Origin of the sequence: Streptomyces sp. CB02414, assembly GCF_001905385.1 — a bacterium.
Taxonomy (GTDB): domain Bacteria; phylum Actinomycetota; class Actinomycetes; order Streptomycetales; family Streptomycetaceae; genus Streptomyces.
This window is the reverse complement of the sequence record NZ_LIPF01000004.1, coordinates 431040-454848: the sequence shown is the minus strand read 5'-3', so window position 1 is coordinate 454848 and position 23809 is coordinate 431040. Positions and strand designations below refer to the sequence as shown.

The 23809-nt window shown below is 72.3% G+C and carries 18 protein-coding genes; 7 read left to right on the top strand and 11 right to left on the bottom strand.

Features of this window, described 5'->3' with window-relative positions; all coding sequences use genetic code 11:
* Positions 1-54 precede the first annotated feature (54 nt).
* The 3 genes from AMK11_RS16130 to AMK11_RS16120 all read left to right on the top strand — a co-directional run bounded on the left by AMK11_RS16130 (position 55) and on the right by AMK11_RS16120 (position 3723).
* Positions 55-1116: a P1 family peptidase gene (locus tag AMK11_RS16130; protein ID WP_073727591.1), complete on the top strand. Its 1062-nt coding sequence runs from the start codon at positions 55-57 to the stop codon at positions 1114-1116.
* A 145-nt stretch (positions 1117-1261) separates the two neighbouring features.
* A complete protein-coding gene (locus tag AMK11_RS16125) occupies positions 1262-2176 on the top strand; it encodes an AurF N-oxygenase family protein (protein WP_073727589.1) in 915 nt (304 codons plus the stop codon).
* A gap of 23 nt (positions 2177-2199) precedes the next feature.
* Positions 2200-3723 carry an FAD-dependent oxidoreductase gene (locus AMK11_RS16120; protein ID WP_073727587.1) on the top strand — a complete coding sequence of 508 codons (1524 nt, stop codon included), beginning with the start codon at positions 2200-2202 and terminating at the stop codon, positions 3721-3723.
* A gap of 7 nt (positions 3724-3730) precedes the next feature.
* Here the strand turns inward: AMK11_RS16120 and AMK11_RS16115 are convergent, their stop codons facing one another.
* The 5 genes from AMK11_RS16115 to AMK11_RS16095 form a co-directional block, all read right to left on the bottom strand.
* Entirely contained in the window at positions 3731-4552 is an 822-nt protein-coding gene (locus AMK11_RS16115; RefSeq protein ID WP_073727585.1) for a siderophore-interacting protein, read from the bottom strand.
* 23 nt (positions 4553-4575) lie between these two features.
* Entirely contained in the window at positions 4576-6135 is a 1560-nt protein-coding gene (locus tag AMK11_RS16110; protein ID WP_073727583.1) for an APC family permease, read from the bottom strand.
* 281 nt (positions 6136-6416) lie between these two features.
* A complete protein-coding gene (locus AMK11_RS16105) occupies positions 6417-7424 on the bottom strand; it encodes an MASE1 domain-containing protein (RefSeq protein WP_073727581.1) in 1008 nt (335 codons plus the stop codon).
* A gap of 52 nt (positions 7425-7476) precedes the next feature.
* The gene (locus AMK11_RS16100) at positions 7477-8307 is read right to left on the bottom strand and encodes a PP2C family protein-serine/threonine phosphatase (RefSeq protein WP_073727579.1); all 831 of its coding nucleotides are present in this window, start codon (positions 8305-8307) and stop codon (positions 7477-7479) included.
* Between the two features lie 171 nt (positions 8308-8478).
* Positions 8479-10296 (bottom strand): glycoside hydrolase family 35 protein, encoded by a 1818-nt coding sequence (locus AMK11_RS16095; protein WP_073727577.1) that lies wholly within the window; start codon positions 10294-10296, stop codon positions 8479-8481.
* A gap of 167 nt (positions 10297-10463) precedes the next feature.
* Here AMK11_RS16095 and AMK11_RS16090 point away from each other — a divergent pair, with 167 nt between their 5' ends.
* Positions 10464-11504: a LacI family DNA-binding transcriptional regulator gene (locus tag AMK11_RS16090; protein ID WP_073727555.1), complete on the top strand. Its 1041-nt coding sequence runs from the start codon at positions 10464-10466 to the stop codon at positions 11502-11504.
* 157 nt (positions 11505-11661) lie between these two features.
* Here the strand turns inward: AMK11_RS16090 and AMK11_RS16085 are convergent, their stop codons facing one another.
* Positions 11662-15657: an endo-alpha-N-acetylgalactosaminidase family protein gene (locus tag AMK11_RS16085; protein ID WP_241846987.1), complete on the bottom strand. Its 3996-nt coding sequence runs from the start codon at positions 15655-15657 to the stop codon at positions 11662-11664.
* Between the two features lie 257 nt (positions 15658-15914).
* Between AMK11_RS16085 and AMK11_RS16080 the strand changes: the two genes are divergently transcribed.
* The gene (locus AMK11_RS16080; protein ID WP_073727551.1) at positions 15915-16529 is read left to right on the top strand and encodes a dihydrofolate reductase family protein; all 615 of its coding nucleotides are present in this window, start codon (positions 15915-15917) and stop codon (positions 16527-16529) included.
* Between the two features lie 19 nt (positions 16530-16548).
* Here the strand turns inward: AMK11_RS16080 and mgrA are convergent, their stop codons facing one another.
* Complete coding sequence (gene mgrA, locus AMK11_RS16075; RefSeq protein ID WP_073727549.1) at positions 16549-17595, bottom strand: L-glyceraldehyde 3-phosphate reductase; 1047 nt, start codon at positions 17593-17595, stop codon at positions 16549-16551.
* A gap of 222 nt (positions 17596-17817) precedes the next feature.
* On the opposite strand from mgrA, the gene AMK11_RS16070 reads away from it, so the two are divergent.
* Positions 17818-18699 (top strand): SDR family oxidoreductase, encoded by an 882-nt coding sequence (locus tag AMK11_RS16070; protein ID WP_073727547.1) that lies wholly within the window; start codon positions 17818-17820, stop codon positions 18697-18699.
* A 39-nt stretch (positions 18700-18738) separates the two neighbouring features.
* On the opposite strand, the gene AMK11_RS16065 is transcribed toward AMK11_RS16070, so the two are convergent.
* The 3 genes from AMK11_RS16065 to AMK11_RS16055 form a co-directional block, all read right to left on the bottom strand.
* Entirely contained in the window at positions 18739-19401 is a 663-nt protein-coding gene (locus tag AMK11_RS16065; RefSeq protein WP_073727545.1) for a phosphoribosyltransferase, read from the bottom strand.
* Positions 19402-19444: 43 nt separating this feature from the next.
* Positions 19445-20143 carry a dienelactone hydrolase family protein gene (locus AMK11_RS16060; RefSeq protein WP_073727543.1) on the bottom strand — a complete coding sequence of 233 codons (699 nt, stop codon included), beginning with the start codon at positions 20141-20143 and terminating at the stop codon, positions 19445-19447.
* A gap of 149 nt (positions 20144-20292) precedes the next feature.
* The gene (locus AMK11_RS16055; RefSeq protein ID WP_073727541.1) at positions 20293-21018 is read right to left on the bottom strand and encodes a lytic polysaccharide monooxygenase; all 726 of its coding nucleotides are present in this window, start codon (positions 21016-21018) and stop codon (positions 20293-20295) included.
* 271 nt (positions 21019-21289) lie between these two features.
* Here AMK11_RS16055 and AMK11_RS16050 point away from each other — a divergent pair, with 271 nt between their 5' ends.
* Positions 21290-22930: an amidase gene (locus AMK11_RS16050; protein ID WP_073727539.1), complete on the top strand. Its 1641-nt coding sequence runs from the start codon at positions 21290-21292 to the stop codon at positions 22928-22930.
* Here the strand turns inward: AMK11_RS16050 and pcaD are convergent.
* Positions 22914-23723 carry a 3-oxoadipate enol-lactonase gene (gene pcaD / locus AMK11_RS16045; RefSeq protein WP_073727537.1) on the bottom strand — a complete coding sequence of 270 codons (810 nt, stop codon included), beginning with the start codon at positions 23721-23723 and terminating at the stop codon, positions 22914-22916. The genes AMK11_RS16050 and pcaD overlap by 17 nt on opposite strands.
* Positions 23724-23809 lie beyond the last annotated feature (86 nt).

The following is a 23809-nucleotide window of genomic DNA, read 5'->3' as shown; positions in this document are numbered from 1 at the left end:
AGGTCCCGCTGACACGGCTCGTCGGCCGGGGGAGACAACGAGTAGCGTCCCCGCATGGAACAACCGCCTCTCCCCCAGCGCCCGTCCGCCCCCGTCCGCCCCCGCTCCCGGGACCTCGGCATCGTCATCGGAACCGCCGCCCCCGGCCCCCTCAACGCCATCACGGACGTGCCCGGCGTCCGCGTCGGACACACCACCGTGCGCCACGAGCCCGACGTGCACAGCGGAGTCACCGCCGTCGTACCCGACCTCGTCGGCCCCCGGACGCCCCTGCCGGCCGGGGTGTTCACCGGCAACGGCTACGGCAAGCTCATCGGCACCACCCAACTCGCCGAACTCGGCACGCTGGAGACCCCGGTAGTGCTCACCTCCACCTTGTCGGCCTTCCGCGTCGCCGACGCACTCGTCGGCTGGATGCTCGAGCGGCCCGGGTGCGAGAACGTGCTGAGCCTGAATCCCGTGGTGGGCGAGTGCAACGACGGCCTCCTGTCCGACATCCGCGCCCGGCCGGTACGGGAGGAGCACGTGCGGGCGGCCCTCGACACCGCCTCCGGCGGGCCGGTGGACGAGGGGTGTGTCGGCGCGGGCACGGGCACCGTCGCGCTCGGCTTCAAGGCGGGCATCGGCACCGCGTCACGCGTCACGGAAGTGGCGGACCGCCGTTGCACCGCCGGCGTCCTGGTGCAGGCCAACTTCGGCGGCACGCTGCGAGTTCTCGGCCGCACCCTCACCCCTGGGTCCGTGGGCGCCGGTACTCCGGCACCCGGCTCCGACGCCGGTTCCTGCATGATCGTGGTGGCCACGGACGCACCGCTGGACGCCCGGCAGCTCACCCGTGTCGCGCGGCGCGCGGTGTTCGCGCTGGCCCGCACGGGCGCGGGGTACAGCCACGGCAGCGGGGACTACGCCATCGCCTTCGGCACGGCGCCCCCCGCGGCCGGCCCGGTGGCGGACGCCGAACTCGGCCCGCTCTTCGAGGCCGTGCTCGACGGCGTCGAGGAAGCGGTGCTCAACTCGCTGCTCGCGGCCACCACGACCACCGGCTTCGGGGGACGGACGGCTGCCGCGCTCCCGGCGGACCTCCTGCTCGCGGCCCTCGCCACTCCGCCCCGCTGACCGGTGGCCGCCCACTTCCCGGTTACCAGTGGGTAGTCACACGCCGTCCCTTGCTATAAGGTCCGTCAACAAGGAGACTGTGTTACCGACGGTAATAGCAGCGCTGGGCGAGGACCGTCCCCGACTCGACTCGAGGAGCCCCTGCATGGCCATCCACATCTCGCGGCCAAGGACCAAGAGCCACACCCCGGACGAGAGCATCGCGCGGCGGCTGCTCGACTCGTCCGCGCAGCTCTCGTACGACCCCCTCACCGAGGTCGACTGGGAGACCCCGCTCGACGAGGACTTCCACGGGGCCAGCCCGGAGTGGAGCACCCTCTACGGGACGCGGTACTGGGACGAGCTGACCGACGACCGGCGCAAGGCCCTCACCCGCCAGGAAGCCGCGTCCGTGGCCAGCACCGGGATCTGGTTCGAGATGATCCTCCAGCAGATGGTGCTGCGGGACATCTACGCGAAGGACCCGACGGACGACACCTTCCAGTGGGCGCTGACCGAGATAGCCGACGAGTGCCGCCACTCGATCATGTTCGCCCGCGGGGCCAAGAAGCTCGGGGCACCGGCCTACCGGCCGCACCGCGTGGCGGTCGAACTCGGCAGGCTCTTCAAGACCGTCGCGTTCGGCGAGGCGGCCTACGCTGCGATCCTGGTCGCCGAGGAGGTCCTCGACGTGATGCAGCGGGACTGGATGCGCGACGAGCGGGTGGTGCCGTTCGTCCGCACCATCAACAACATCCACGTCGTGGAGGAGTCACGGCACATGAAGTTCGCCCGCGACGAGACGCGCAAGCACCTCGCGCGCGCCGGACGGGTACGCGTGCGGATCCACGCCCTGCTCATCGCGGTGGCCGCCTACGTCATCGTGACCAGCATGGTGAACCGGAAGGTGTACGCCAACGCCGGGCTGGACGAGGAGCGCGCGCTCCGCGAGGCGAAGGCCAACGAGCACCACAAGGCGATGATGCGCTCCAGCTGCTCGGGACTGATGACGTTCCTGAGCTCGGTGGGCCTGCTCACCAAGCCCGCGCTGTTCTTCTACAAGCGCGCCTACCTCATCTGACGACCACCCGGCGAGCGGACGACATGACCTTCGCGATCACCCAGAACTGCTGCACCGACGCCGCCTGTGTGGCCGTCTGCCCGGTCAACTGCATCCACCCCGCCCCCGGGGAACGGGACTTCGGTGCCACGGAGATGCTGTACATCGACCCGGCCGCCTGCATCGACTGCGGCGCCTGCGCCGACGCCTGCCCGGTGGACGCCGTCCGTCCGGCCGAGGAGCTGACGCCGGCGCAGCAGCCGTACGCCGCGATCAACGCCGCCTTCTTCGAGCGGTCCGGGCAGCCGGAACCGCGGGATGCGGTGGACCACGGGCCGAACTTCCACGCCTGGGGCACGCCGGAGTTCGAGCGTGTGCTGCCCGCCGACTTCGCGCCGCTGCGGGTGGCGGTCGTCGGCACCGGACCGGCCGGGATGTACGCCGCGGAGGACCTGCTGCTGCACACCCGCTCCGAGGTCACCCTCGTCGACCGGCTTCCCGTGCCCGGCGGGCTGATCCGGTACGGCGTGGCACCCGACCACCTGGCGACGAAGCGGATCGGCGAGACCTTCGCCCGCTTCCACACGCACCCCCGGGTGCGCATGCACCTCGGCCTCGACGTGGGCACCCACGTCACGGCCGCCGAACTCGCCGCGCACCACGACGCGGTGATCTACGCCGTGGGCGCGGCCACCGACCGGCGCCTGGGCATACCCGGCGAGGACCTGCCCGGCAGCATCGCGGCGACCGGGTTCGTCGCCTGGTACAACGCCCACCCGGAGGTCGCCCCGGACGCCGTCGCCCTCTCGGCGGACCGGGTCGTCGTGGTCGGGAACGGCAACGTCGCCCTCGACGTCGCCCGCCTCCTGGCCTGCGACCCCGCCACCCTGACCGGCACGGCCGTCGCGGGCCACGCGCTGGAGGAGCTGCGCCGCAGCAAGGTGCGCGAGGTGGTGCTCCTCGGACGCCGGGGCCCGGAACACGCCGCCTGCACCGGGACCGAACTCCTCGCCCTGAAGAACCTCCCGGGCGTCGACCTGGTCGTGGACGACCACGATCCGCGCGTCGGCAGGGCGATCGAGGCGGCCGGAGCTGCGGAGAAGGCCGCGCTGTTCCGGGACGTACCGCGCGAGGCCGTCGACTGGTCCGCGCCGCCGGACCCGTCCGGGCAGCGGCGCCGCATCGTCTTCCGCTTCCATTCCGAGCCACTGGAGATGCGCGGCGACGAGAGCCTCAGGGCCGTGCGGGCCACCGGAGGAGCCAGTGAGCAGGAGATCGCCGCGGGTCTGGCGCTGCGGGCCGTCGGGTACCGCGGGGTGCCGCAGCCGGGGCTGCCCTTCGACGAGGGTTCGGGGACCGTGCCGCACGAACGAGGACGGGTGACCGGCCTGCCCGGCACCTACGTGGTGGGCTGGATCAAGCGCGGGCCGTCGGGCGGCATCGGCGCGAACCGCCGGTGCGCGGCCGAGACGGTCGGCACGCTGCTCGCCGACGCGGTCGCGGGCCGGCTGCCGGCGCCCACCGCCGGGGCGCGGGCGTTCCGCCGTCTCGCGCGCCGCCGCCGCTGAGTCCGTCTCAGGCGGCCCGCGCCGACGTCTCGTGCCGCCAGAAGCCCGAGAAGGTGATGCGGTCCTTGGGCAGGCCGAGGCGGTGCAAGTGCTTGCGTCCCTCGGTGGCCAGGGCCGACTCGCCGACGACGAAGGCGTATCCCGCCGGGCTGACGGAGCCGATCCGCCGTACCTCGTCGAGTGCCGCCGCGCCGGGCACGGCGGCACCGTCGCGGCGCACGACCCAGGTGACGGTGACTCCGGCCGGGGCATCGAGGGGACGCCTGTCGCTGTCGGTGGGCACTTCCTGGATGAGCCGTCCCACGGTGTCCCGCGGCAGTGAGCGCAGGATCGACGCGGTGGCGGGCAGACCCGTCTCGTCGGCCACGACGACGACCTCCGAGGCGTCGCGCGGGCGGTCGAACAGGACGCCCTGGTCGAGGACGGCGAGGGCGTCACCGGGGCGGGCCGCGCAGGCCCAGACGGCCGCCCTGCCCTCGACGGCGCCGGTGGCGTCGCGGTGCACCACGAAGTCGATGTCCATCTCCGCCGTCTCCCGGCGGAAGTCGGCCACGGAGTAGTTGGCGCAGTGCGGCCGCTCTTCCTCGGGGATCTCCAGGTACGGCTGCCACCACCGGGTACCCGAGAACTCCGGCAGCCGCAGGCGGCGCTGGTGGGGCAGTTGGAGGAACAGGCGGAACCAGTGGTCGTAGCCCAGCCACGGGAACTCGCCGAGGTCCGCTCCGTTGACGGTCACCCGGTGCATCGACGGGGAGACGCGCTCGGTGCGCACTACGCGGGCACGGAACATCCTGGGATTCTGCGGCACCAGCCGCCGGACCTTCGCCATGAGAGAAGGCTAGCCTAAGCTAACTAGTCCTCAGCGATCAGTGCGGGTGTCGACCTCGTGAGCACCTCGCCGCGGAAGAAGGCGGGGCTGCGCCGGCTCATCACCGTCATGATGACCACGCCGAGCAGGAGCAGGCCCACGCCGATGACGAAGACCGAGCCGACGCCGAGGACGGACGATCCGCTGCCGTAGGCGGGGTCCCACATGTCGACGAGGGTCTTGGTGAAGACGGCCGCGAGCAGCACCCCGCCGAGCACCGGGCAGATCCCCTTGAACAGCAGGTCACGGCCGGACCGCAGGAGGTCGGCGCGGAAGTACCAGGCGCAGGCGAAGGCCGTCAGGGCGTAGTAGAAGCAGATCATCAGGCCGAGCGCGTAGATGGTGTCGACCAGGACGTGCTCGCTGACCAGGGTCATCACCGTGTAGAAGACGCCGGTGGCGACACCGGCGGTCACCGTGGCCCGGCCCGGCGTGCGGAAGCGGGGGTGCACGTCGGCGTAGGAGGCGGGCAGCGCCTCGTACGCCGACATGGCGAGCACCGTACGGGCCACCGGGATGAAGGTCGTCTGCAGACTGGCCGCGGCCGACGCCAGTACCGCGACGAACAGCAGGACGCCCAGGGCCGGTCCCATGACGGGGCCGGCGAGCGCGGCGAAGACGTTGTCCGAGGTCTCGGGGTTGGCCAGTCCGAGGCCCTGGTCGCCGGAGCCCACGACCATCTGCGCGGCGACTCCGGTGGCCAGGTAGGAGCCGACCAGGACGACCATGGCGACCAGCGCCGCGCGGCCCGGCGTACGGCTGCTGCCGCTGGTCTCCTCGTTGGCCGTCAGGCAGGCGTCCCATCCCCAGTACATGAAGATCGACAGCGAGAGCCCGGCCGTGAAGGCGGCGAAGGACTGGACGGCGAAGGGGTTCAGCCAGGACCAGGAGAACTCGGCCGAGGTGGCGAACTCGGCGTCGCCCGCCTTGCTGAAGGCCATGGCGACGAACACGGCCAGCACCAGCAGCTGCAGGGCGACCAGTGTGTACTGCAGGCCCTTGGTCGCCGTCATGCCGCGGTAGCTGATCACGGTGGCGATCGCGATGAGCGCCAGACAGGTCACGATGTGCACGGCCTTGTTGTCGTCGAGCGCCGCCACCGACTCGCTTCCGGTGACCTCGCCGGCGAGCAGCCAGAAGTACGAGGTGGCGACCCCGGCCAGGTTCGACAGCACGATGATCGTGGCGATGACCAGGCCCCAGCCGCACATCCAGCCCACCCGCGGGCCGAAGGCCTTCACCGTCCAGGTGAAGGAGGTGCCGCAGTCGGGCATGGCCCGGTTCAGCTCGCGGTAGGCGAAGGCGACGAGCAGCATCGGCAGGAACCCGGCGAGGAACACGGCCGGCATCTGCACGCCGACCTCACCGGCGGTGGAGCCGAGGGTGGAGGTGAGGCAGTACACGGGGGCCACGGTGGAGACACCGATGACGGCGCTGCCCAGCAGTCCCACGGAGTTGCCACTGAGGCCCTTGGCCCGCATGCCGTCGGCGGCGGCTCCGTCGCCCGTGTCGTCGGCCCCGGGCCTTACGTCCAGCTGAGTCATGAACGAGACGTTAAATCCTGCGGTTTCCGTGGTTCCGGTTCTTGGCGCCACTCCCCCGCCGGTACGTTTCACCATGGTTTTCCGGGCCATGATCGGCATTCAACCTTTAGTTCAAAGATTGATGAGCGGCTGCGGCCACTGATCTCGACAGTCGGGCAGGGGCCGTCCGATATCCGGTTATCGCAGCACTGGCCGATTCCCGGCGTCCTGAATTTTCCATGCGATCTGCGTCACATGGCGCAACGCCCCGGGACGGGTGCCCGCCCCCGGGCGTCTGCTCCCTACTCTCCCGACGCCCCGGTCGGGCCTCCCCCGGTGTGCCGGGGCGGGCCCGGAGGCGTCCCGGCGCTCAGGTGCTGCAGCGCCTCGACCAGTTCCTGGCAGGCCCGCTCCACCGAGCGCCGGGTGTGGAGCTGCTCGCTGATGACGGCGGAGAGCAGCAGCGCGGTGAGGGCCATGGTGCCGTTGAACGCCTGCAGCTTCACCATCACCTCGACGTCGGTCAGCCGCCCGAAGGAGCCCGCGTCGTCACCGGCCGCGACGGTCGTCACGACGGAGGCGAAGAGGGCACACGGCATGCTCCCGGCCAGCTGGAAGCGGAGCGCGGCCCAGATCAGCAGCGGATACACCAGGAACAGCATGCTGACCCGGCTGTAGGCGGCCAGCGGCACCACCGCGCCCGCGGCCACGACGAGCACCGCCGCCTCCGCCCACCGGCCGCGCGGGGGCGCCCGGCGACCGCGGCGGAGCAGGAGCAGCAGCGGGGTGACGAGGACGACGCCCATGGCGTCCCCCACCCACCAGGCCAGCCACACGAACCAGACGTCGCCGGCGGGCAGCTTGCCCCCGGCGGCAAGCATGGCGACGCCCGCTCCCGAGCTGATCAGCATGGCGGCCAGCGCCCCGAGAAAGACGAGTGCCACACCGTCGCGGATGCGGGCCAGGTCCGTGCGGAAGCCCACGGCGCGCAGCATCAGGTAGGCGCAGACCGGGGCGGCCGTGTTCCCGGCCACCACACCGATGGCGGCCGGCCCCGGAGGGGTGATGGAGGCGACGACCAGCAGGGCGCCGATGGCGATGCCCGGCACGCACGCCGGGCCGAACAGCAGCAGACAGGTCACCGCCAGTCCGGTGGGCGGCCAGATGGGGGTGACCACGGCGCCCTCCGCCACCAGCTGCTGCATGAGCCCGAGCCGTCCCGCCGCGTAGTAGCAGGCGGCGACGAGCAGCGTCCCGAGAGCGAGGACGACCGGCCGGGGCCACGCGCGAATACCCACCACAGCAGCCATCAGACACCGCCCGCGCCACCTCGGCGAGGCGGAAGGCACCCCGTACGCCGCCCTATGGGGTAACGGCGCGCGCGTCGTGGCCCACGACCAGGACGGCCGCGTCGTCGTCGTGGCCGACCAGCTCGGCGTTCTTCAGCACGGCCGCCGCGAGCGCGGGGGCGTCCATGCCGGCGACGGCCGCGATGCCCGCCAGCCGGACGACCCTCTCGAGGCCTTCGTCGACGTTCAGCGCGGGTCCCTCGACCACCCCGTCGGTGAGAAGCACGAACACTCCGCCCAGGGCGAGCCGGTACCGGGTCACCGGGTACTCGACACCACTCACCACACCCAGCGGCGGTCCCCCTTCGTCGTCGGACACCCCCGCCCGCCCGTCCGCCGTGGCCCAGACGCAGGGGATGTGGCCGGCCCGGGCGCTCTCCATGACCCCGGTGGCGGGGTCGAACCGCATGAAGGTGCAGGTGGCGAAGAGGTCCTTGCCCAGGGAGAGGACGAGGTCGTTGGTGCGGGCGAGGAGGTCGCCGGGTTCGCCCGTGACGGAGGCCAGGGCGCGCAGACCGGCCCGGACCTGGCCCATGAACGCCGCCGCGTCGATGGCGTGGCCCTGCACGTCGCCGACGGAGAGGCCGAACCTGCCGTCGGGGAGCATGAAGGCGTCGTACCAGTCGCCGCCCACGTTGAGCCCGGCGTAGGCGGGCGCGTACCGGGCGGCGAGGTGGAAGCCGGGGACCACGGGCAGGTCCGCGGGAAGCATGTCGCGTTGCAGGGCGATGGCGAGTTCCACCTGGGAGCGCCGCAGCTCGGCGAGCTCCCGCGCCCGTGTGGTCAGCGTGGCGAGACGGTCCAGGAGCTCTTCGCCGTCAGGTGCCGGACGCTTGCGGAACATCGGCCGCTCCGGGATCGCGCACGGACCGGGCGGCTGCGACGGGTTGCTCTCCCCGCATGATCCGTCCGCCCGTCCTTCGCCGGAGGGCACCTCCCTGTGCCCCGAACACGGCAAGTCTCCCACCTGCCGGCGACGCGGGCACACCGAGCGGGCCCGGCCGGGGCCGGGGGTTCAGTCGAAGATCTCGACGTACTCCTGCGGCGGGCCGAGTTCGGGGCGCTCGCGCAGTTCCACGCGGTCGCCCGCCCGTTCCAGTTCGAGGACGGTGAGGGTGTTGTCGCCGGCGGTGGTGAGGGGGGCGGGCAGGTAGAGAGTGACCTGCGGTCCCGTGTTCCAGTAGCGGCCGAGCAGGAAGCCGTTGATCCAGACGAAACCCTTGCGGAAGCCGGGGAGGGCGAGGAAGGCGTCGGCCGCTCCGTCGGCGGTGAAGGCGGCCGTGGCGAACCCCGCCCGGCGGCCCGGCACGCCCGGGTCCGCCGTCGGCGCGGTCGCGGAGCGTTCCGGCGCGGCGGTGGCCCGGCCGAGGTCGTCGGCGGTCCATTCGTCGAGGGACAGCGGGCGCATGGTCCAGCGGTGCACCAGCCGGCGGTCGATCCGGACCCCGCCGAGGATGCCCTTGCCCTGTCCGAGGAGCGGGCCGTAGTTGATGCGGCCCTGGTTCTCGACCAGGAGTTCGAGGCGGACCGCCCGGCCCGCCCCGTCGAGTGCGAGGGTGCCCGTCTCGCGGTCGAGGATTCCGGCGGGCTCGCCGTCGACGAAGACCTGCGCCCGGTCGTGCAGCCCGGACACGCCCAGCTCGACCCGGCCGTGCGGCAGCACGGGGTGCGCCCGGTAGAGGACGAGACCGCCGGACAGACCCAGCTCCCCGAAGCTGAGCGGGTCGGACGAGTGCACGGCCTCGCCGACGGCTTCGAGCGCCGGGAGCAGGGGCGCGCCCGGGGTGACGGGCAGGGTGCGGGCGGGCAGGAGCGCGGGCGGTTCGGGCAGCGGCCGGGGCGGGCGGCCGGTCGCGGTCAGCAGCAGTTCGCGCATCCGGTGGAACTTGTCGGTCAGGGCGCCGTGCTCGGCGATCGGCGCGTCGGAGTCGTAGCTGGTGACCGTGGGCTGGATGGCACCGTCCGCGTGGTTGGCTCCCGCCCACAGGCCGAAGTTGGTGCCGCCGTGCGCGGGGTAGAGGCTGACGGAGCCGCCCTCGGCGAGGATCTCGGACAGAGTGGCCACCGCGCTCTCGGACGACCGGGTGTGGTGCTTCTCGCCCCAGTGGTCGAACCAGCCGTTCCAGAACTCCGCGCACACGAACGGCTCCCCGCTGCGGCGCGAGCGCAGCAGCCGGGCGGCCTCGGCGGCGCGCGAGCCGAACGTGGCCGCCGCCAGCACACCGGGGAGGGAGCCACCGTCCTGCATCAGCTCGGTCGGACCGTCGGCGGTGTAGCACAGCTCGGTGATGCCCCGCGCGGTCAGGGCGTCGTGCACCCACCGGACGTAGGTGTGGTCGTCGCCGTAGCTGCCGTACTCGTTCTCCACCTGGACGGCGACGACGGGTCCGCCGTGGGCGGCCTGGAGGCCGGCGATCCGGGGCACGAGGACGTCGAACCAGCGGGCGACCTCGTCCAGGTAGGGGGTGTACGAGGAACGCAGGCGCATGCCGGGCCGGTCGGTGAGCCAGGCGGGCAGGCCGCCGTTGTCCCACTCGGCGCAGATGTAGGGCCCGGGGCGCAAGATCACGTCGAGTCCGGCGTCCGAGGCGAGGGCCGCGAAGCGCTCGACGTCCCGCCAGCCGTCGAAGCGGTGCTCGCCCGGCCGCCGCTCGTGGAAGTTCCAGGCGATGTAGGTGTCCACCGTGTTCAGGCCCATCGCCGCGAGACGCGCCAGGCGGTCGGCCCACTGGCGCGGGTGCACCCGGAAGTAGTGCAGCGAACCGGCCAGGACTCGGTGCGGCCGTCCGGCGCGCAGCAGACGGCCGTCCGGACGGGTCAGCAGGGCGGGCACGGCTCCTCCTCATGACTGCGTGGGCTGGTGAGTGCACGGGTGGGGCCGCGCGGCTCCCTCTCCATGGCCGGAACTATGGCACAGAATGTTATCGATGCCAATGTCGCATCGCCCGTGGTCCGGACCCGCCCGGTATCATCCGGAGCGCTTACGCGAGAGAGGACCCCATGGAGACGGCGAAGGGTGCGGGGGCGGCCGGACGGGCGCCCGGTATGACGGACGTGGCCCGGGTGGCGGGGGTCTCCGCGCAGACCGTGTCGCGCGCGCTGTCCGGTCACCCCAACGTCCGTCCGGAGACCCGCGCCAAGGTGCTCGCCGCCGTCGAACAGCTCGGCTACCGCAAGAACAGCGCGGCGGGAGCACTCTCCTCCGGACGCAGCCGGACCATCGGCGTGGTGACGCTGCAGACGACGTTCTACTCGCGGGTCACCCTGACCTTCGGCATCGAGCAGGCGGCCCGCGCGGCCGGCTGGTCGGTGGTCACGGCCTCCACCGAGTCGCTCGACACCTCCGTCGTCGAGGCGGCGCTGGCCCGGCTCGCGGACCAGGGCGTCGAGGGGATCGTCCTCGCCATCCCGCTGATCCACGTCAGCCCGCGCATCGAGCAGCTGACCCGGTCGCTGCCGACCGTGACGGTGGACGGTTCCCGCACCGCCGCCTCGGAGGTGGTGGCCGTCGACCAGGTGGAGGCGGCCCGGCTGGCCACACGTCACCTGCTCGACCTCGGCCACGAGACGGTCTGGCACGTGGCGGGGCCCGACGCGTGGCTGGACGCGCAGAGCCGGCTCAAGGGCTGGCAGGAGACGCTGCAGGCCGAGGGCCGCGGCGTCCCGCCCGTCCTCACCGGCGACTGGACGCCGTCCTCGGGCTACCGCAACGGCCTGGTCCTGGCCCGGATCCCCGAGGTGACCGCCGTCTTCGCCGCCAGTGACGAGATGGCCTTCGGCGTCATCCGGGCCCTGCACGAGTCGGGCCGCGAGGTGCCCCGGGACGTCTCGGTCGTCGGGGTCGACGACATCGACCTGGCCGCGTACTGCTCCCCGTCGCTGACGACCGTCTCACAGTCCTTCACGGACATGGGCGCGCTGGCGTTCCGTCACCTGCTCCGGCGCATGGAGGACCCGGCGGCCGGCCCCGAACCGGCCTCGGTGGAGCCGAGACTGGTCGTACGCGCCAGCACCGCCCCGGCCGGCGGCGGGGCCGGCTGAGACGGTGCGGTGCGCGCGGTGACCGGCAGGGACTGCTGTCCGGCGGATCATGCCGCGGGCGCGGGGCCCGGGAACGTCCTCGCCCACTGCCTGGAGGGCGTGGCAGATGCCCCGCGGCCCCGCCGGCTCTCCGCGGTCTGATCCGCCGGGCCGGACCCTACGGCCGCGTGCCCGGCGGGAAGCCGGAGGGCGGGTCGGCCGGGGTGCCGTGGACGCGCAGTTCGGCGGCGGCCGCGAACGGTTGCCCGTTGAGTGCGTTCAGCGCGGTGAACCGGACGTAGGAGGCCCGGACCGGGTCGAAGGAGACGCGCTGGATGTCCCGCGCGTCCACGAGCGAGCCCTCGGCCACCGTCGTCCACTCCTGGCCGTCGTCGGACACGGCGACTTCGTAGCCCTCGACCCGGCCGTTCGGTCCTCCGCTCTGCCGGCCGAGGTAGCCGAGGCCGTTCACCTCGGCCTCCCCGCCCAGCCTCAGGGTCACCCAGTGCGGGTAGGGCGCGACCGTGTCCGTGTAGTCGGTGTGCCAGATGGTGCCGGGGTCGCCGTCGAGCACGTTGCCGACCGGGCCCTCCGCACTGCCGGAGGAGCGGTTCTCCGAGTCGGCGGTCGCCGTCATCGAGGCCGGGGACAGCACGGGTACGTCGGAGACGGCGGCCCCGGCGCGCGCCGTGACGGTCTTGGTGACGCCGGACTCGTCGTAGACGGCCGTCGCCTTCCAGCCGGCCGTCGTGCCCGCGGCACTCTCGGGCGGGGTGAGCAGCCAGCTCGTCGTGACGGTCTCGCCGGGCGCGACCGAGTCGAAGAGGTTGCCGTCCTTCTCCTTCACCTCCACGGTCCAGCCGGCGGGGACCTCGTCCAGGCTCACCGCGACGTCGCGCGCGTCGGTCGCCTCGTGGTTGGTGAACGTCGTCCGGTACTCGCCGGGCGAGCCCGGGCTGAGGTCGGCGTTGGCCGGAACGGTCAGGCGGGCGCAGGCCGGGCCGCCGTCCACCGGCCCGAGGTCCGCTACCCGGAAGTCGTCGAGGACGAGGTCCGTGCCCGCGGCCCCGCCGAGCTTGCGCAGGCCGACCCAGGTGTCGCCGCAGCCGGCGACGATCTCCCTGGTGTACGTGGCGGTGTCCAGGGCGGGTTCGAAGGTCTCCCGGGTGATCTCCCTGGCCTCGGTCTTCCCGTCGCCGACGGTGTCCGCGCCGGTCACCCAGGCCCACTGCCCCGGGACGTTGGTCTGGTAGCGGAAGGACACGGCGTACTTGTGTCCGGCCTCGAAGGGCACGGTCGCGGGGACCGTGCGGTACACCAGCCCGGTGTTCTCCGCGTGCGACTTGAGCGAGTGTCCGCCGCCGATGACGTCGTCGACCGCCTTGCCGTCGAGGGTGCCGTCGTCGTACGGCGCGTGGCTGTTCTTCCACTCCTTCTGGCTGTAGGGGGCGTGCAGTTCGCTGATGCTGGTGCGGGGGTCGGTGACGCCGCCGGCGTCGCCCTTGACGAACGGGCCCCAGCCGGGCCGGTTGCCCTCGAAGTCGTCCTGCGCGATCACTCCGCTGTCGGGCGGCGGCAGCGGCGCCGTGGTGTCCGGCATGACCCGCAGGTCGTCGAGGACGACTGCGGCCGTTCCGGGTTCGGCGGTGACGGCGACGGTGACCTCGCCGTTCGCGGGGGCGGTGAAGGACACGGAGGCGCGCTGGGAGTAGGTGTCCCGTTTCTCGTCGGCGGCCATCCAGTTGCGCGCCGGGGTGATGTCGAAGGTGTTCTCGGCCTCCTCACCGGCTCCGGTCACGCGCAGAGCGGTGGCGCGCCGGTGTCCCGCGGCGATCTCCACGTCGGCGCTGAGCGTGTACCGCTTGCCGGGCGTCAGGCCGTCCACCCGCTGGGAGATGCGGGAGCCTTCCGTGCCCAGCCGGGCGACGTTGTCGCCGTTGTCGGCCCGCTCGATCGTCGCGCCGCCGCGCGGGTGCCAGGCGTCCAGGCCGCCCGCGTTGAAGCCGGGGTCGTCGAGGCCGGTGCCCGCGCCGTAGCGCGGGTCGGTGTGCGGTGCCTTGCCGCCGCGGGGCACCAGTACGTACGGCCGGTCGGCCTCGGCGGTCAGTGTCACCCGGCCGTCACGGGCGCGGACCGGGGTGGCGTCGGAGCGGCCCTGGTCGGTCAGCTCGTACAGCGTGAAGTCCTCCGTCCCGGCGAACTGCCGGGTGAGGTCGAAGGTGTGCGTGCCGCCGGAAGCGCTGTAGTGGTACATCTTGTCGGCGTCGCTCGGTGACGAGGTGCCGTCCTTCTTGCCTGCGCGGCCCCAGGGCAGCAGGTAGGTGTCGCCGTCGAGGACCACCGTGTCGCCCATGGTGATCCGGCGCTCGTCCCCGTCGGTCCTGGTGACGGCGACGTCGCCGGTCAGGCGTGCGCTCCTGCCGAAGTCCCAGTCCATGACCTGGTAGTGCTGGAGGAACTTGGTGGGCAGGTTGTCGGTCCAGATGTTGCGGTAGAAGGTGTTCCAGTCGTCCTGCCCGGTCCAGCCCTCGAACTCCTTGATGCTGGTGCCGCCCAGCAGCGGGTCGACGTTCCACACGTCGCGGTCGGAGTTGGCGATGAAGCGCACGATGTTGGAGTTGATGCCCTTGTTGGTGGCGCCGCCGTAGTTCTTGTCGCTCGCCCAGTGGGACCAGATGGAGGTTCCCTCGAACTTGTACGCCCACTCGGTGGTGACCTCGAAGCCCATCTCGCGCAGTTCGGAGGCGAGTTCGTCGGCCAGCCAGCCGCTGGAGTAGTACACGTCGATGTAGACGCTCTTGAGCTGGGGGTAGTCCTTGCGCAGCTGCCGGAAGCGGTCCAGGACGGCGCCGCTGCCCAGGTCGGTGCGCTGGTCGATGTGGTAGGCCTGGTTGAGCCAGTTCCAGCCCAGCCCCTGGCCCTTGATCAGCACGTCGCTGAAGTTCTTCGCCTGGGGGTAGGCCTCGGTCGCGTTGACGTGCACGGCGAAGTCGGCGTTGTAGCGGGCGCCTTCGCGGATCAGCTCGTTGAATTCGGCGCGACCGCCCGCCCGGACGTTCTCGTTGCCGCCGTAGTCCGGGTGCCCGGAGTCGTGGCCCTCACTGGCGTAACCCTTCTCCAGGACCCACTGGCCGAGGTCGTCCGTCGCCATCGAGATCCGCTTGACGTTGTCGAGCGTCTTGAGGAACGGGTTGGTGGCCTGGCTGGCGAAGTTGAACGGGATGTGCTGGACGACCCGTTCGGGCACCCGGTCGGCACCCAGCGGGCGGGCCATGGCGTTCCGGTGGGCGATGGCGGCGTCCTGCCAGTCGACCGTGGCGTCGCCGTTGGCGTCCGCGGCGAGGACGACGGTGGTCCTGGGCAGCTCGTAGCGGGCGACCCGCCGGTCCGTGGCGCCCTTGGGCGCGTACGTGTAGGCGCCGACGGACAGTTCGGCGCGGCGTGCGCCGTCGCCGGCGTCCACGATCCGTGACTGGAGCCGGGTGTTCCAGTTGTCGTTGTTGCCCTGCGCGGAGTCGTCGGTGGCGTTGGTGATCAGCCCCGCCGCCAGTCCGTCGTGGGACACGAAGCCGTACGGCGTGCCGACCGGTGCCTTGTCGGGCTCGGCGGCGCCGGTGATGTCCACGAACCGGTCCGCCGTCGTCGTGGAGTCGGTCGAGATCTTCGTACGGGCGAGGCTCGCCCCGCGGTCGGCGGAGTCGACGGAGACGAGTGACTGGCCGGGTATGGACAGCTCGTTGACGTCCGCCGCGGTGCCGCCGGAGATCTTCTCGACGGCGAAGACCACGGTGCGCCGGTCGGTGACCGTGATGCTGGAGGTCAGGGTGAGGTCCGGCAGAGCGGCGAAGGTGGAGGTGTAGGTGGCCTTGTGCCGGTTCGCCTTCATCGTGGTGCGGGCCTTGTGGGGCTTGCCGTTGACGGTGAAGGTGTCCAGGACCTCCGCCTTGCCGTCCAGCCGGCGGCCGTCGAGGTCGTACGAGACGATCTGCGGGAACTCCTCGGCGACCCGCACGGTCAGTCCGGCGCGCGACAGCGCGACGGGGGTGGCCGGGTCGTCGGGCTCGGACGGCGGGACCGGCGCCCACGCCGCGGACGCGCCCGCGGGCGTGGCAGGGTCCCGGCCGTCCGCGTGGGCGGGCATGGCAGCGGTCGACAAGGCGCTCACGACCAGCATCGCGCCGACGGCGGCCGCCGTGCCCGGTCTCCACCGGACCGAACGCCGGGGCGTCGGGGGCGCGGGTGCTCGTGACGGTCGGGGTGTTCGGGGTGTTCGGGGTTCTCGCAGGTTCATCGCTACCATCCAGCGGCTCCTCGGGACGGCCGGCTCTGCCGACCGGAGAACACGGGGACCATAGTGGAAATGGCATCGATAACACCAGGGTGCGTCACGGCCCGCGATGAGTTTCGGCGGCGCATCGGGTCCGCACCGGTATGACACGCATCATCGCGGACATCTCCGTCTCTCTCGACGGCTTCGTCACCGGTCCGGACGCCGGCCCGGACAGCGGTCTGGGCACCGGCGGCGAGGCCCTGCACACCTGGGCGTTCTCCGACGACCCCGACGACCGGCGGGTCCTGCGGGAGGCGACCGCCCGCTCGGGGGCCGTCGTCCTCGGCCGCCGGCTCTTCGACGTGGTCGACGGTCCGCAGGGCTGGGACGACACGACCGGCTACGGCGCCCACGAGGTCGGCAGACCCGCCTTCGTGGTCGTGACGAGCTCGCCGCCCGAGGCGGTACGGCTCACCGGCCTGGACTGGACGTTCGTCACCACCGGCCTGCCGGATGCCGTCGCCGCCGCCCGCGAGCGCGCCGAGGCGGCGTCGGCACGCGGCGGCGAGGACCTCGACGTCGTGCTCATGGGCGGCGGGGCCACCGTCGGCTCGGCGCTCGACGCGGGACTGGTCGACACGCTGACGCTGCACCTCGCACCCGTCGTGCTGGGCTCCGGGACGCCCCTGTTCACCGGCGGGGAGCGGCGGACGCTGGTGCAGCGCCGCGTGACCGCGACGACGACGGCCACGCACGTGACCTACGACGTCCTGTGACGCCGGCGCCTCAGGTGCCTCAGCCGAGGGCGCCCGTGCGGGCCTGCCGCCACAGGTCGACACCGGCGACGGCCACCGCGTGCTTGTCGATCTCGGCGAGTTCCTCCTCGCTGAAGGAGAGGTTGTCCAGCGCGGCCACGTTCTGCTCCAGCTGCTCGATGCGGGAGGCGCCGATGACCAGCGAGGTCACGCGCGGGTCGCGCAGGGCCCAGGCGAGCGCCATCTGGGCCAGGCTCTGCCCCCGGCGGGCGGCGATGTCGTTCAGGGCGCGCAGCCGTCCGAGCGTGTCCTCGGTGAGCCAGTCGGCGGTGAAGGACTTGCCCTGGGTGGCGCGGGACCCCGCGGGGACCCCGTCGAGGTAGCGGCCGGTGAGCAGGCCCTGGGCGAGGGCGGTGAACCCGATGACGCCGAAGCCCTCGTCGGCCGCGGCGTCGAGCAGGCCCTCGGTCTCGATCCACCGGTTGAGCATGTTGTACGACGGCTGGTGGATCAGCAGCGGGGTGCCCAGGTCGCGCAGGATCGCCGCGGCCTGCCCTGAGCGCTCGGCGTCGTAGGAGGAGATGCCGACGTAGAGGGCCTTGCCCTGGCGCACCGCGGTGTCCAGCGCCGTCATGGTCTCCTCCAGCGGCGTGGAGGCGTCCAGCCGGTGGGAGTAGAAGATGTCGACGTACTCCAGGCCCGTGCGCTCGAGGGACTGGTCGAGGGAGGCGAGGAGGTACTTGCGCGAGCCGCCGCCCTGACCGTAGGGGCCGGGCCACATGTCCCAGCCGGCCTTGGTGGAGATCACCAGTTCGTCCCGGTACGGTGCCAGGTCCTGACGGAGGATCCTGCCGAAGTTGGTCTCCGCGGCGCCGTAGGGCGGGCCGTAGTTGTTGGCCAGGTCGTGGTGGGTGATGCCGAGGTCGAAGGCCCGCAGGGCGATCTCCCGCTGCGTCTCGAACGGCTTGTCGTCACCGAAGTTGTGCCAGTAGCCGAGCGACAGCGCGGGCAGGTCGAGACCGGAACGTCCGGTGCGCCGGTACTGCATGGTGCCGTCGTACCGGCCGGGGTCGGCGACGTGGTTCATGGAGGTTCTCCGTGTTGCTGAGGAAGCTGGGTGGTCCGTGACGACGGACGTCGCGTCATCATCGCGCGCGGTCGGTGCGGCCGTCCAACAAGAACGGCTCATGGCATTGAGCACTGCCGTTTCTCGACGCCGGCCGGTTCCGGGCCCGCACTCCCGTCTTTCGGCCGGCCCTCCCGGGGAACACGGTCGCCGACTTCGCCGTACGACACACAGGAGGCCGACATGGCGGACGACCAGCGGGACCCGACCGACCAGTACCCCCGACCCGACTTCGCCGCCCAGGAGCAGCCGCACCCCGGCTGGACCGGGCCGATGGACCCGCCGCCCGACCACGGGGAGGACTCCTACCGCGGATCGGGGCGGCTGAGGGGCCGCAGGACCGTCATCACGGGCGGTGACTCCGGCATCGGCCGCGCGGTGGCCGTGGCCTTCGCCCGGGAGGGCGCCGACGTGCTGTTCACCCACCTCGCGCAGGAGGAGGGCGAGGCACGGGAGACGTCGCGGCTCGTGGAGGAGGCCGGGCGGAAGGCCGTGGCCGTCTCCTGCGACATCCGTGCGGAGGACGACTGCCGGTCGCTGATCGGCCGGGCGGTGTCGGAGTTCGGCGGCATCGACGTGCTGGTGAACAACGCGGCGTACCAGATGGCGCAGCCCGACGGCATCGAGGCGATCCCGACGGAGCAGTTCGACCGGGTGATGCGGACCAACCTCTACGGCATGTTCTGGCTGACCAAGTTCGCGCTGCCGCACATCCCCGCCGGCGGCAGCGTCATCAACACCACCTCGGTCCAGGCGTACAAGCCCAGCCCGCACCTGCTGGACTACGCGATGACCAAGGGGGCGATCGTGACCTTCACCCAGGGTCTCGCCCAGATGGTCGCCGGGCGCGGCATCCGGGTGAACGCGGTGGCGCCGGGCCCCGTGTGGACTCCGCTGATCCCGGCGACGCTGCCGGACACGGTGGAGTTCGGCAAGCAGAGTCCGCTGGGCCGCCCCGCCCAGCCGGCCGAGCTGGCACCGGCGTACGTCTACCTCGCCTCCCAGGAGGCCGGCTACGTCACCGCGGAGATCCTCAACGCGACGGGAGGGACACCGCTGCCCTGAGCCGCGGGCTTGCGGGGCCCCTGCCTGGACGCCGTCGTCTCAGGTGCCGCGCGTCGAGGCGCGCCGGGCGTCCAGCGTCTCGACGACCTCGTCGTCGTCCACCTGGTCGAAGTCGTCGTACCAGAGGCCGACCGCCCGGAAGTCCGGCGGCTGCTGGAGGCAGACCACGTCGTCGGCCTCCGAGCGCATCTCGGCGGCGGTCTCGGGTGCGCCGACGGGGGCGGCCAGGATCAGCCGGCCGGGTCGCAGCGGGCGCAGATGGCGGAGTGCGGCGCGCGCGGTGGCGCCGGTGGCGAGGCCGTCGTCGACGACGATCACGGTGCGGTCCCTGACGTCGGGCGCGGAGCGGTCTCCCCGGTAGAGCAGGGTGCGGCGTCTCAGTTCGTCACGTTCGCGGGCCACGTCGGGGGCGAGCCGGTCCTCGGTCAGACCGAGCATTTCCAGGGCGCGCTGGTCGAACAGCGGCGGGTCGTCGCCGACGACGGCTCCGATGCCGGTCTCCGGCCGGCCGGGAAGTCCGATCTTCCGTGCGACCAGTACGTCCAGTGGGGCGCCGAGCGCTTGGGCGACCTCGGCGGCCACCGGTACGCCGCCGCGGGGCAGCGCGAGAACGACGGGCCGGAGGAACTCGCGCTCCGAGGCCCGCTCCATGAGCCGGAGACCGAGGTGCCGGCCGGCTTCCCGGCGGTTGTGGAATCGCATGACCTGTCCGCCTGTCTCCTTGCGGGTCGGGTAGGGAAGGCTGTCACCCCGCCGGCCGTCCGGGACGGTTTCGGCCGGAGCTCTGATCGGCTGCTCCCCCGGCCAGGTGCGCACGGAACCAGTCGGCGGCGGCCTCGGTGACCTCCTCCAGGGCGCCCGGTTCCGGGAAGAGGTGCGTGGCGCCCGGCACGACATGAGTGCGGTGGGGCGCCGACAGCTTCCGCGCCGCCTCACGGTTGAGACCGAGGACAGCGGCATCGTCGCCACCGACGACGAGCAGGACCGGTGCGGCGACCAGGGGCAGCGCGTCGCCGGCCAGGTCCGGTCTGCCTCCCCTCGACACCACCGCGCGGACCCGCCGAGGCCGCTCCGCGGCCGCCCTGAGCGCTGCGGCCGCTCCCGTGCTCGCGCCGAACAGGCCCACGGCCAGGCCGGCCGTGTCCGGGCTCCGCTCCAGCCAGTCGACGGCGTCCGCCAGGCGCCGGGCCAGCAGGGTGACGTCGAAACGGTGCCTGCCCGTGGCGGCGTCCTCCCGTTCCTCGTCCTCGGTCAGCAGGTCCACCAGGAGCGTGCCCAGCCCGGCCTGCCGCAGACCGGCGGCGACCGCCCGGTTGCGGGGGCTCAGACGCGAGCTGCCGCTGCCGTGCGCGAACAGGACCAGGCCCCGTGCCCCGGCGGGGACCGTGAGGTCGCCGGTCAGGGTCACGTCCGCCGAAGGCACCCGCGCTGTTTCGGAGACCATCGTGCTCACATCCCGGAGGCCGGCCGTTCGCTGCGAACGGGTACCCGGGGGGAGAAGCGGACACACCTCGGCCCGGGGGCAGGCGTGCGGAGGCCGGCGTGCGCCCTTCGAGGCGTACGCCGGCCGGTCACGCTCGGGGGTGGGGAGCTCTAGCAGGCCCCGAGGTCTTCCCAGACGCCCCACTCGCCGGTGGTACCGGGCTCCTCGCCGGTCACCCACCACTTGGCCCGCCAGGTGTGGCCGCCGTGGGAGACGGTGTCGCCGCCGTTGTAGACGTTCCCGGCGTTCCAGGCCGCCGTGGCACAGTCGCCCGGTTCACCGTCGCCGCCGCCGTCGCCCCCGCCGTCACCGCCGCCGGTTCCGCCGATGTTGACGTCGATGCAGGAGTAGAAGGCGTTGCCGGTGTCCGCGACGTTCCAGACGGCCAGCACCTTCTGCTTGCCGGTGAAGCCGCCGAAGTTCACCTGGTGGCTCACGTCGGGGGCAGGCTGGGCGCCGTTGCCGTCGAACTCGGCGATCTTCTGGTTGCCGATGAAGTACTGCCAGTTGGCGGTGGCGTGCCGAGCCGTGTGGTGCCAGGTGAAGGTGTGGGTGGAGCTGACCGGCGTGACCCGCCAGCCCTTGCTGTCGTCGTCCAGTTCGGCGAACTGGGCGTTGCCGCCGCTGCAGCTGTTGAGTCCCTTGGGGCCCTCCACGCTCTGCGGCTCGTACTTGATCTGACCGCAGTCCACCACGCCCGCGGCGCACTGGTCCTGACGGCTCCCCGGCGAGACCACCCAGCCGTGGGCGCTCGCCGAGGGCGCCGGAAGGCTCACGGCGATCACCGGAGCGACCAGGGCTCCCACAGCGACAGCGACTCTTCTTTTCATGCGCATGACATCACATTCCCTTCGATTCACGCGGTCCGCACCGGACCAGCCCACCCCGGCTTGCGACGTCACCGGCCAGCACCCCAATTAGGTCTAGACCTTCACCTCGCAGGTCTAGACCTTAGCGGCAGTTGAGGGAGCGTCAAGGGGTTGGACACAGGCAACCGCCGGGCAGCCAGGGCCTCTCGCCGCGCACGCGCGGGCGGCCGGATCACATGAACCCCCCTGGAAGAACGGCCTCTTGTGCCCGGCGGGACCGTGTAGTGAGCTGTGGCCCATGAGGATGACAAGCGTGGCGGCGCTCACCGCCGCCCTGGCCGTGGCACCGCTCCTGGCAGCGGGTGTCCCGGGCCATCGCGCGGTGGCCGCCGAGCCCGCCGCGTCCGGTGCCGGCGTCCCGTCGGCCGCCGCGGAGGCCGCGCTCGTGCGCGGGGTGGACCTGAACACGGTGACGATTCCCGAGTTGCAGGAACACATGCGGCGCGGATCACTGACGTCGTACCGGCTGACCCTCGCCTACCTGCGGCGGATCAAGGCCGTCGACCCGACGGTCAACGCGGTGCTGCGCACCGACCCGACCGCGCTGCGCCAGGCGGCCGCCAGCGACGTACGGCACCGCCTCGGCCGCACCCGCGGCCCGCTCGACGGCATCCCGGTCCTCCTCAAGGACAACATCGACACCCGGGGCATGCCGACGACCGCCGGTTCGCTGGCCCTGGCCGGGAGTCCGCCGGCCACCGACGCCGTGCTGGTGAAGAGGCTGCGGGCGGCCGGCGCGGTGATCCTCGGCAAGGCCAACCTGTCCGAATGGGCCAACTTCCGCGCGGCGAAGCCGACCTCGGGCTGGTCGGCGGTGGGCGGCCAGACGCACAACCCGTACGTACTGGACCGCAACCCTTGCGGGTCGTCCTCCGGCTCGGCCGCCGCGCTCGCCGCGTCGCTGGCGCAGGTGGCGATCGGCACCGAGACCGACGGCTCGATCGTCTGCCCGGCCGGGATGAACGGCGTCGTCGGCCTCAAACCCAGCCTCGGCCTGGTCAGCCAGTCGGGCATCGTCCCGATCTCCGCCGAGCAGGACACCGCCGGCCCGATGGCGCGCAACGTGACCGACACCGCGCTCACCCTGTCGGTGATCACCGAGGACGGCGGCGGCAGCGCGGCCGGCGGGGAGCACGCGCAACAGCTCAGGGACGCCGCCACCCGGCCCGGCGGACTGCGCGGCAAGCGGATCGGGCTGTGGCGACTGCCGTCGCTCGGCTCGGAGGTGGACGCCCTGATGACCCGCACCGCGGCTGATCTGCGTGCCGCGGGAGCGCACGTCGTCGAGGTGACCCCGCCCTACCAGGAGCGACTCGCCGAACTCGAGTTCCCGGCGCTGCTGAGCGAGTTCCACCGGGACATCGACGCCTACCTCACCACCCGCGACGGGCCTCAGGACCTCGCCGAGCTGATCGAGTTCAACCGCGCCCACCCGGCCGAACAGGCCTGCTTCGCCGGCCAGGAACTGTTCGAGCAGGCCCTGGCCGCGCCGCCGACGACCGACCCGCGGTACCGGGCGATGCGCGCCGAGCTGCGGGACCTCTCCCGGCGGTCCATCGACGAGACCATGGCCGAACACGGCCTGGACGCCATCGCCGCCCCGACGAACCCGCCCGCGTGGACCACCGACTGCGCGCGCGGAGACGACGACGTGATCCCGTCCTCCACGCCCGCCGCCGTCGCCGGGTACCCGTCCCTGTCCGTGCCCGCCGGGTTCGTCGGCGAACTCCCGGTCGGCCTGCTCCTGATGGCCGGCGAACACCAGGACGCCGCACTGCTGGCCCTCGGTGCGGCGGTGGAGCACCGGCTGGACGCCTGGCGGGCACCGGCGTACCTGCCCACCCTGCCGGCCGAGGACGCCGTCAGGACTGCTCCTTGAGGAAGGTCACCACGGCGTCCAGGAACCGCTCCTGCCCTTCGACGTTCGCCATGTGCACCGTGGGCAGGACGGTGAACCGCGCTCCGGGGACGGTCGCGGCGAGCTCCTTCCCGTGGCCGGCGGACGTGACGGTGTCGTGCTCGCCCGCGACGACCAGTGTCGGACTCTGGATGAGGGTGGCCGTGCGGCGCAGGTCGTAGTCGCGTACCGCGGCCCAGCTCCCGGCCACCCCCTCGCGCTTCGTGGCCAGCAGGGTACGGCGGAAGCCCTCGACGACCTCGTCGTCGCCTCGCAGCATGCGGGCCGGGAACCAGTTGCTCAGGAACATCTCCGCGGTGTCCCGCATGTCGGGGGCTTCCAGCAGTTCGGCGATGGGCCGGTCCCACTGATTCGCCGGGCCGAGGTACGCGGCGGTGTTGGAGAGCACCAGGCGGTCGACACGCTCGGGAACGTGGATCCCCAGCCACTGCGCGACGATCCCGCCCAGAGACAGGCCCAGCACATGCACCCGCCGCAGATCCAGGGCATCGAGCAGCTCCACCACGTCACGGCCCAGGCGGTCCAGGGAATACGGGCCGCTCGGAACGTCGGAGGCGCCGTGGCCGCGCGCGTCGTAGCGCAGCAGCCGGAAGTGCTCGGTCAGAGCCGGCACCTGGCCGTCCCACATGTGGAGGTCGGTACCGATGGAGTTCGAGAGCAGCAGCACCGGCTTGCTCGCGTCACCGTCGAAGCGGTAGGCGATGCGGACGCCATCGCCGGTGGTGATGGCGGCAGGGGCCTGAGAAGCAGTCATGTCAGCTCCAGTGATCCGGCGGTTGTCCGCTCAGCCTACGAACGCCGTCTGAAGACTTCTATTACAAAGACCGGAAGGAGTCTGTA

What these genes read in the sequence shown, in the direction of transcription:
- AMK11_RS16130 (WP_073727591.1), top strand. Translation starts at nt 55, where the DNA reads ATGGAACAACCGCCTCTCCCCCAGCGCCCGTCCGCCCCCGTCCGCCCC.
- AMK11_RS16125 (WP_073727589.1), top strand. Translation starts at nt 1,262, where the DNA reads ATGGCCATCCACATCTCGCGGCCAAGGACCAAGAGCCACACCCCGGAC.
- AMK11_RS16120 (WP_073727587.1), top strand. Translation starts at nt 2,200, where the DNA reads ATGACCTTCGCGATCACCCAGAACTGCTGCACCGACGCCGCCTGTGTG.
- AMK11_RS16115 (WP_073727585.1), bottom strand. Translation starts at nt 4,552, where the DNA reads ATGGCGAAGGTCCGGCGGCTGGTGCCGCAGAATCCCAGGATGTTCCGT.
- AMK11_RS16110 (WP_073727583.1), bottom strand. Translation starts at nt 6,135, where the DNA reads ATGACTCAGCTGGACGTAAGGCCCGGGGCCGACGACACGGGCGACGGA.
- AMK11_RS16105 (WP_073727581.1), bottom strand. Translation starts at nt 7,424, where the DNA reads ATGGCTGCTGTGGTGGGTATTCGCGCGTGGCCCCGGCCGGTCGTCCTC.
- AMK11_RS16100 (WP_073727579.1), bottom strand. Translation starts at nt 8,307, where the DNA reads ATGTTCCGCAAGCGTCCGGCACCTGACGGCGAAGAGCTCCTGGACCGT.
- AMK11_RS16090 (WP_073727555.1), top strand. Translation starts at nt 10,464, where the DNA reads ATGGAGACGGCGAAGGGTGCGGGGGCGGCCGGACGGGCGCCCGGTATG.
- AMK11_RS16085 (WP_241846987.1), bottom strand. Translation starts at nt 15,657, where the DNA reads ATGCTGGTCGTGAGCGCCTTGTCGACCGCTGCCATGCCCGCCCACGCG.
- AMK11_RS16080 (WP_073727551.1), top strand. Translation starts at nt 15,915, where the DNA reads ATGACACGCATCATCGCGGACATCTCCGTCTCTCTCGACGGCTTCGTC.
- mgrA (WP_073727549.1), bottom strand. Translation starts at nt 17,595, where the DNA reads ATGAACCACGTCGCCGACCCCGGCCGGTACGACGGCACCATGCAGTAC.
- AMK11_RS16070 (WP_073727547.1), top strand. Translation starts at nt 17,818, where the DNA reads ATGGCGGACGACCAGCGGGACCCGACCGACCAGTACCCCCGACCCGAC.
- AMK11_RS16065 (WP_073727545.1), bottom strand. Translation starts at nt 19,401, where the DNA reads ATGCGATTCCACAACCGCCGGGAAGCCGGCCGGCACCTCGGTCTCCGG.
- AMK11_RS16060 (WP_073727543.1), bottom strand. Translation starts at nt 20,143, where the DNA reads ATGGTCTCCGAAACAGCGCGGGTGCCTTCGGCGGACGTGACCCTGACC.
- AMK11_RS16055 (WP_073727541.1), bottom strand. Translation starts at nt 21,018, where the DNA reads ATGCGCATGAAAAGAAGAGTCGCTGTCGCTGTGGGAGCCCTGGTCGCT.
- AMK11_RS16050 (WP_073727539.1), top strand. Translation starts at nt 21,290, where the DNA reads ATGAGGATGACAAGCGTGGCGGCGCTCACCGCCGCCCTGGCCGTGGCA.
- pcaD (WP_073727537.1), bottom strand. Translation starts at nt 23,723, where the DNA reads ATGACTGCTTCTCAGGCCCCTGCCGCCATCACCACCGGCGATGGCGTC.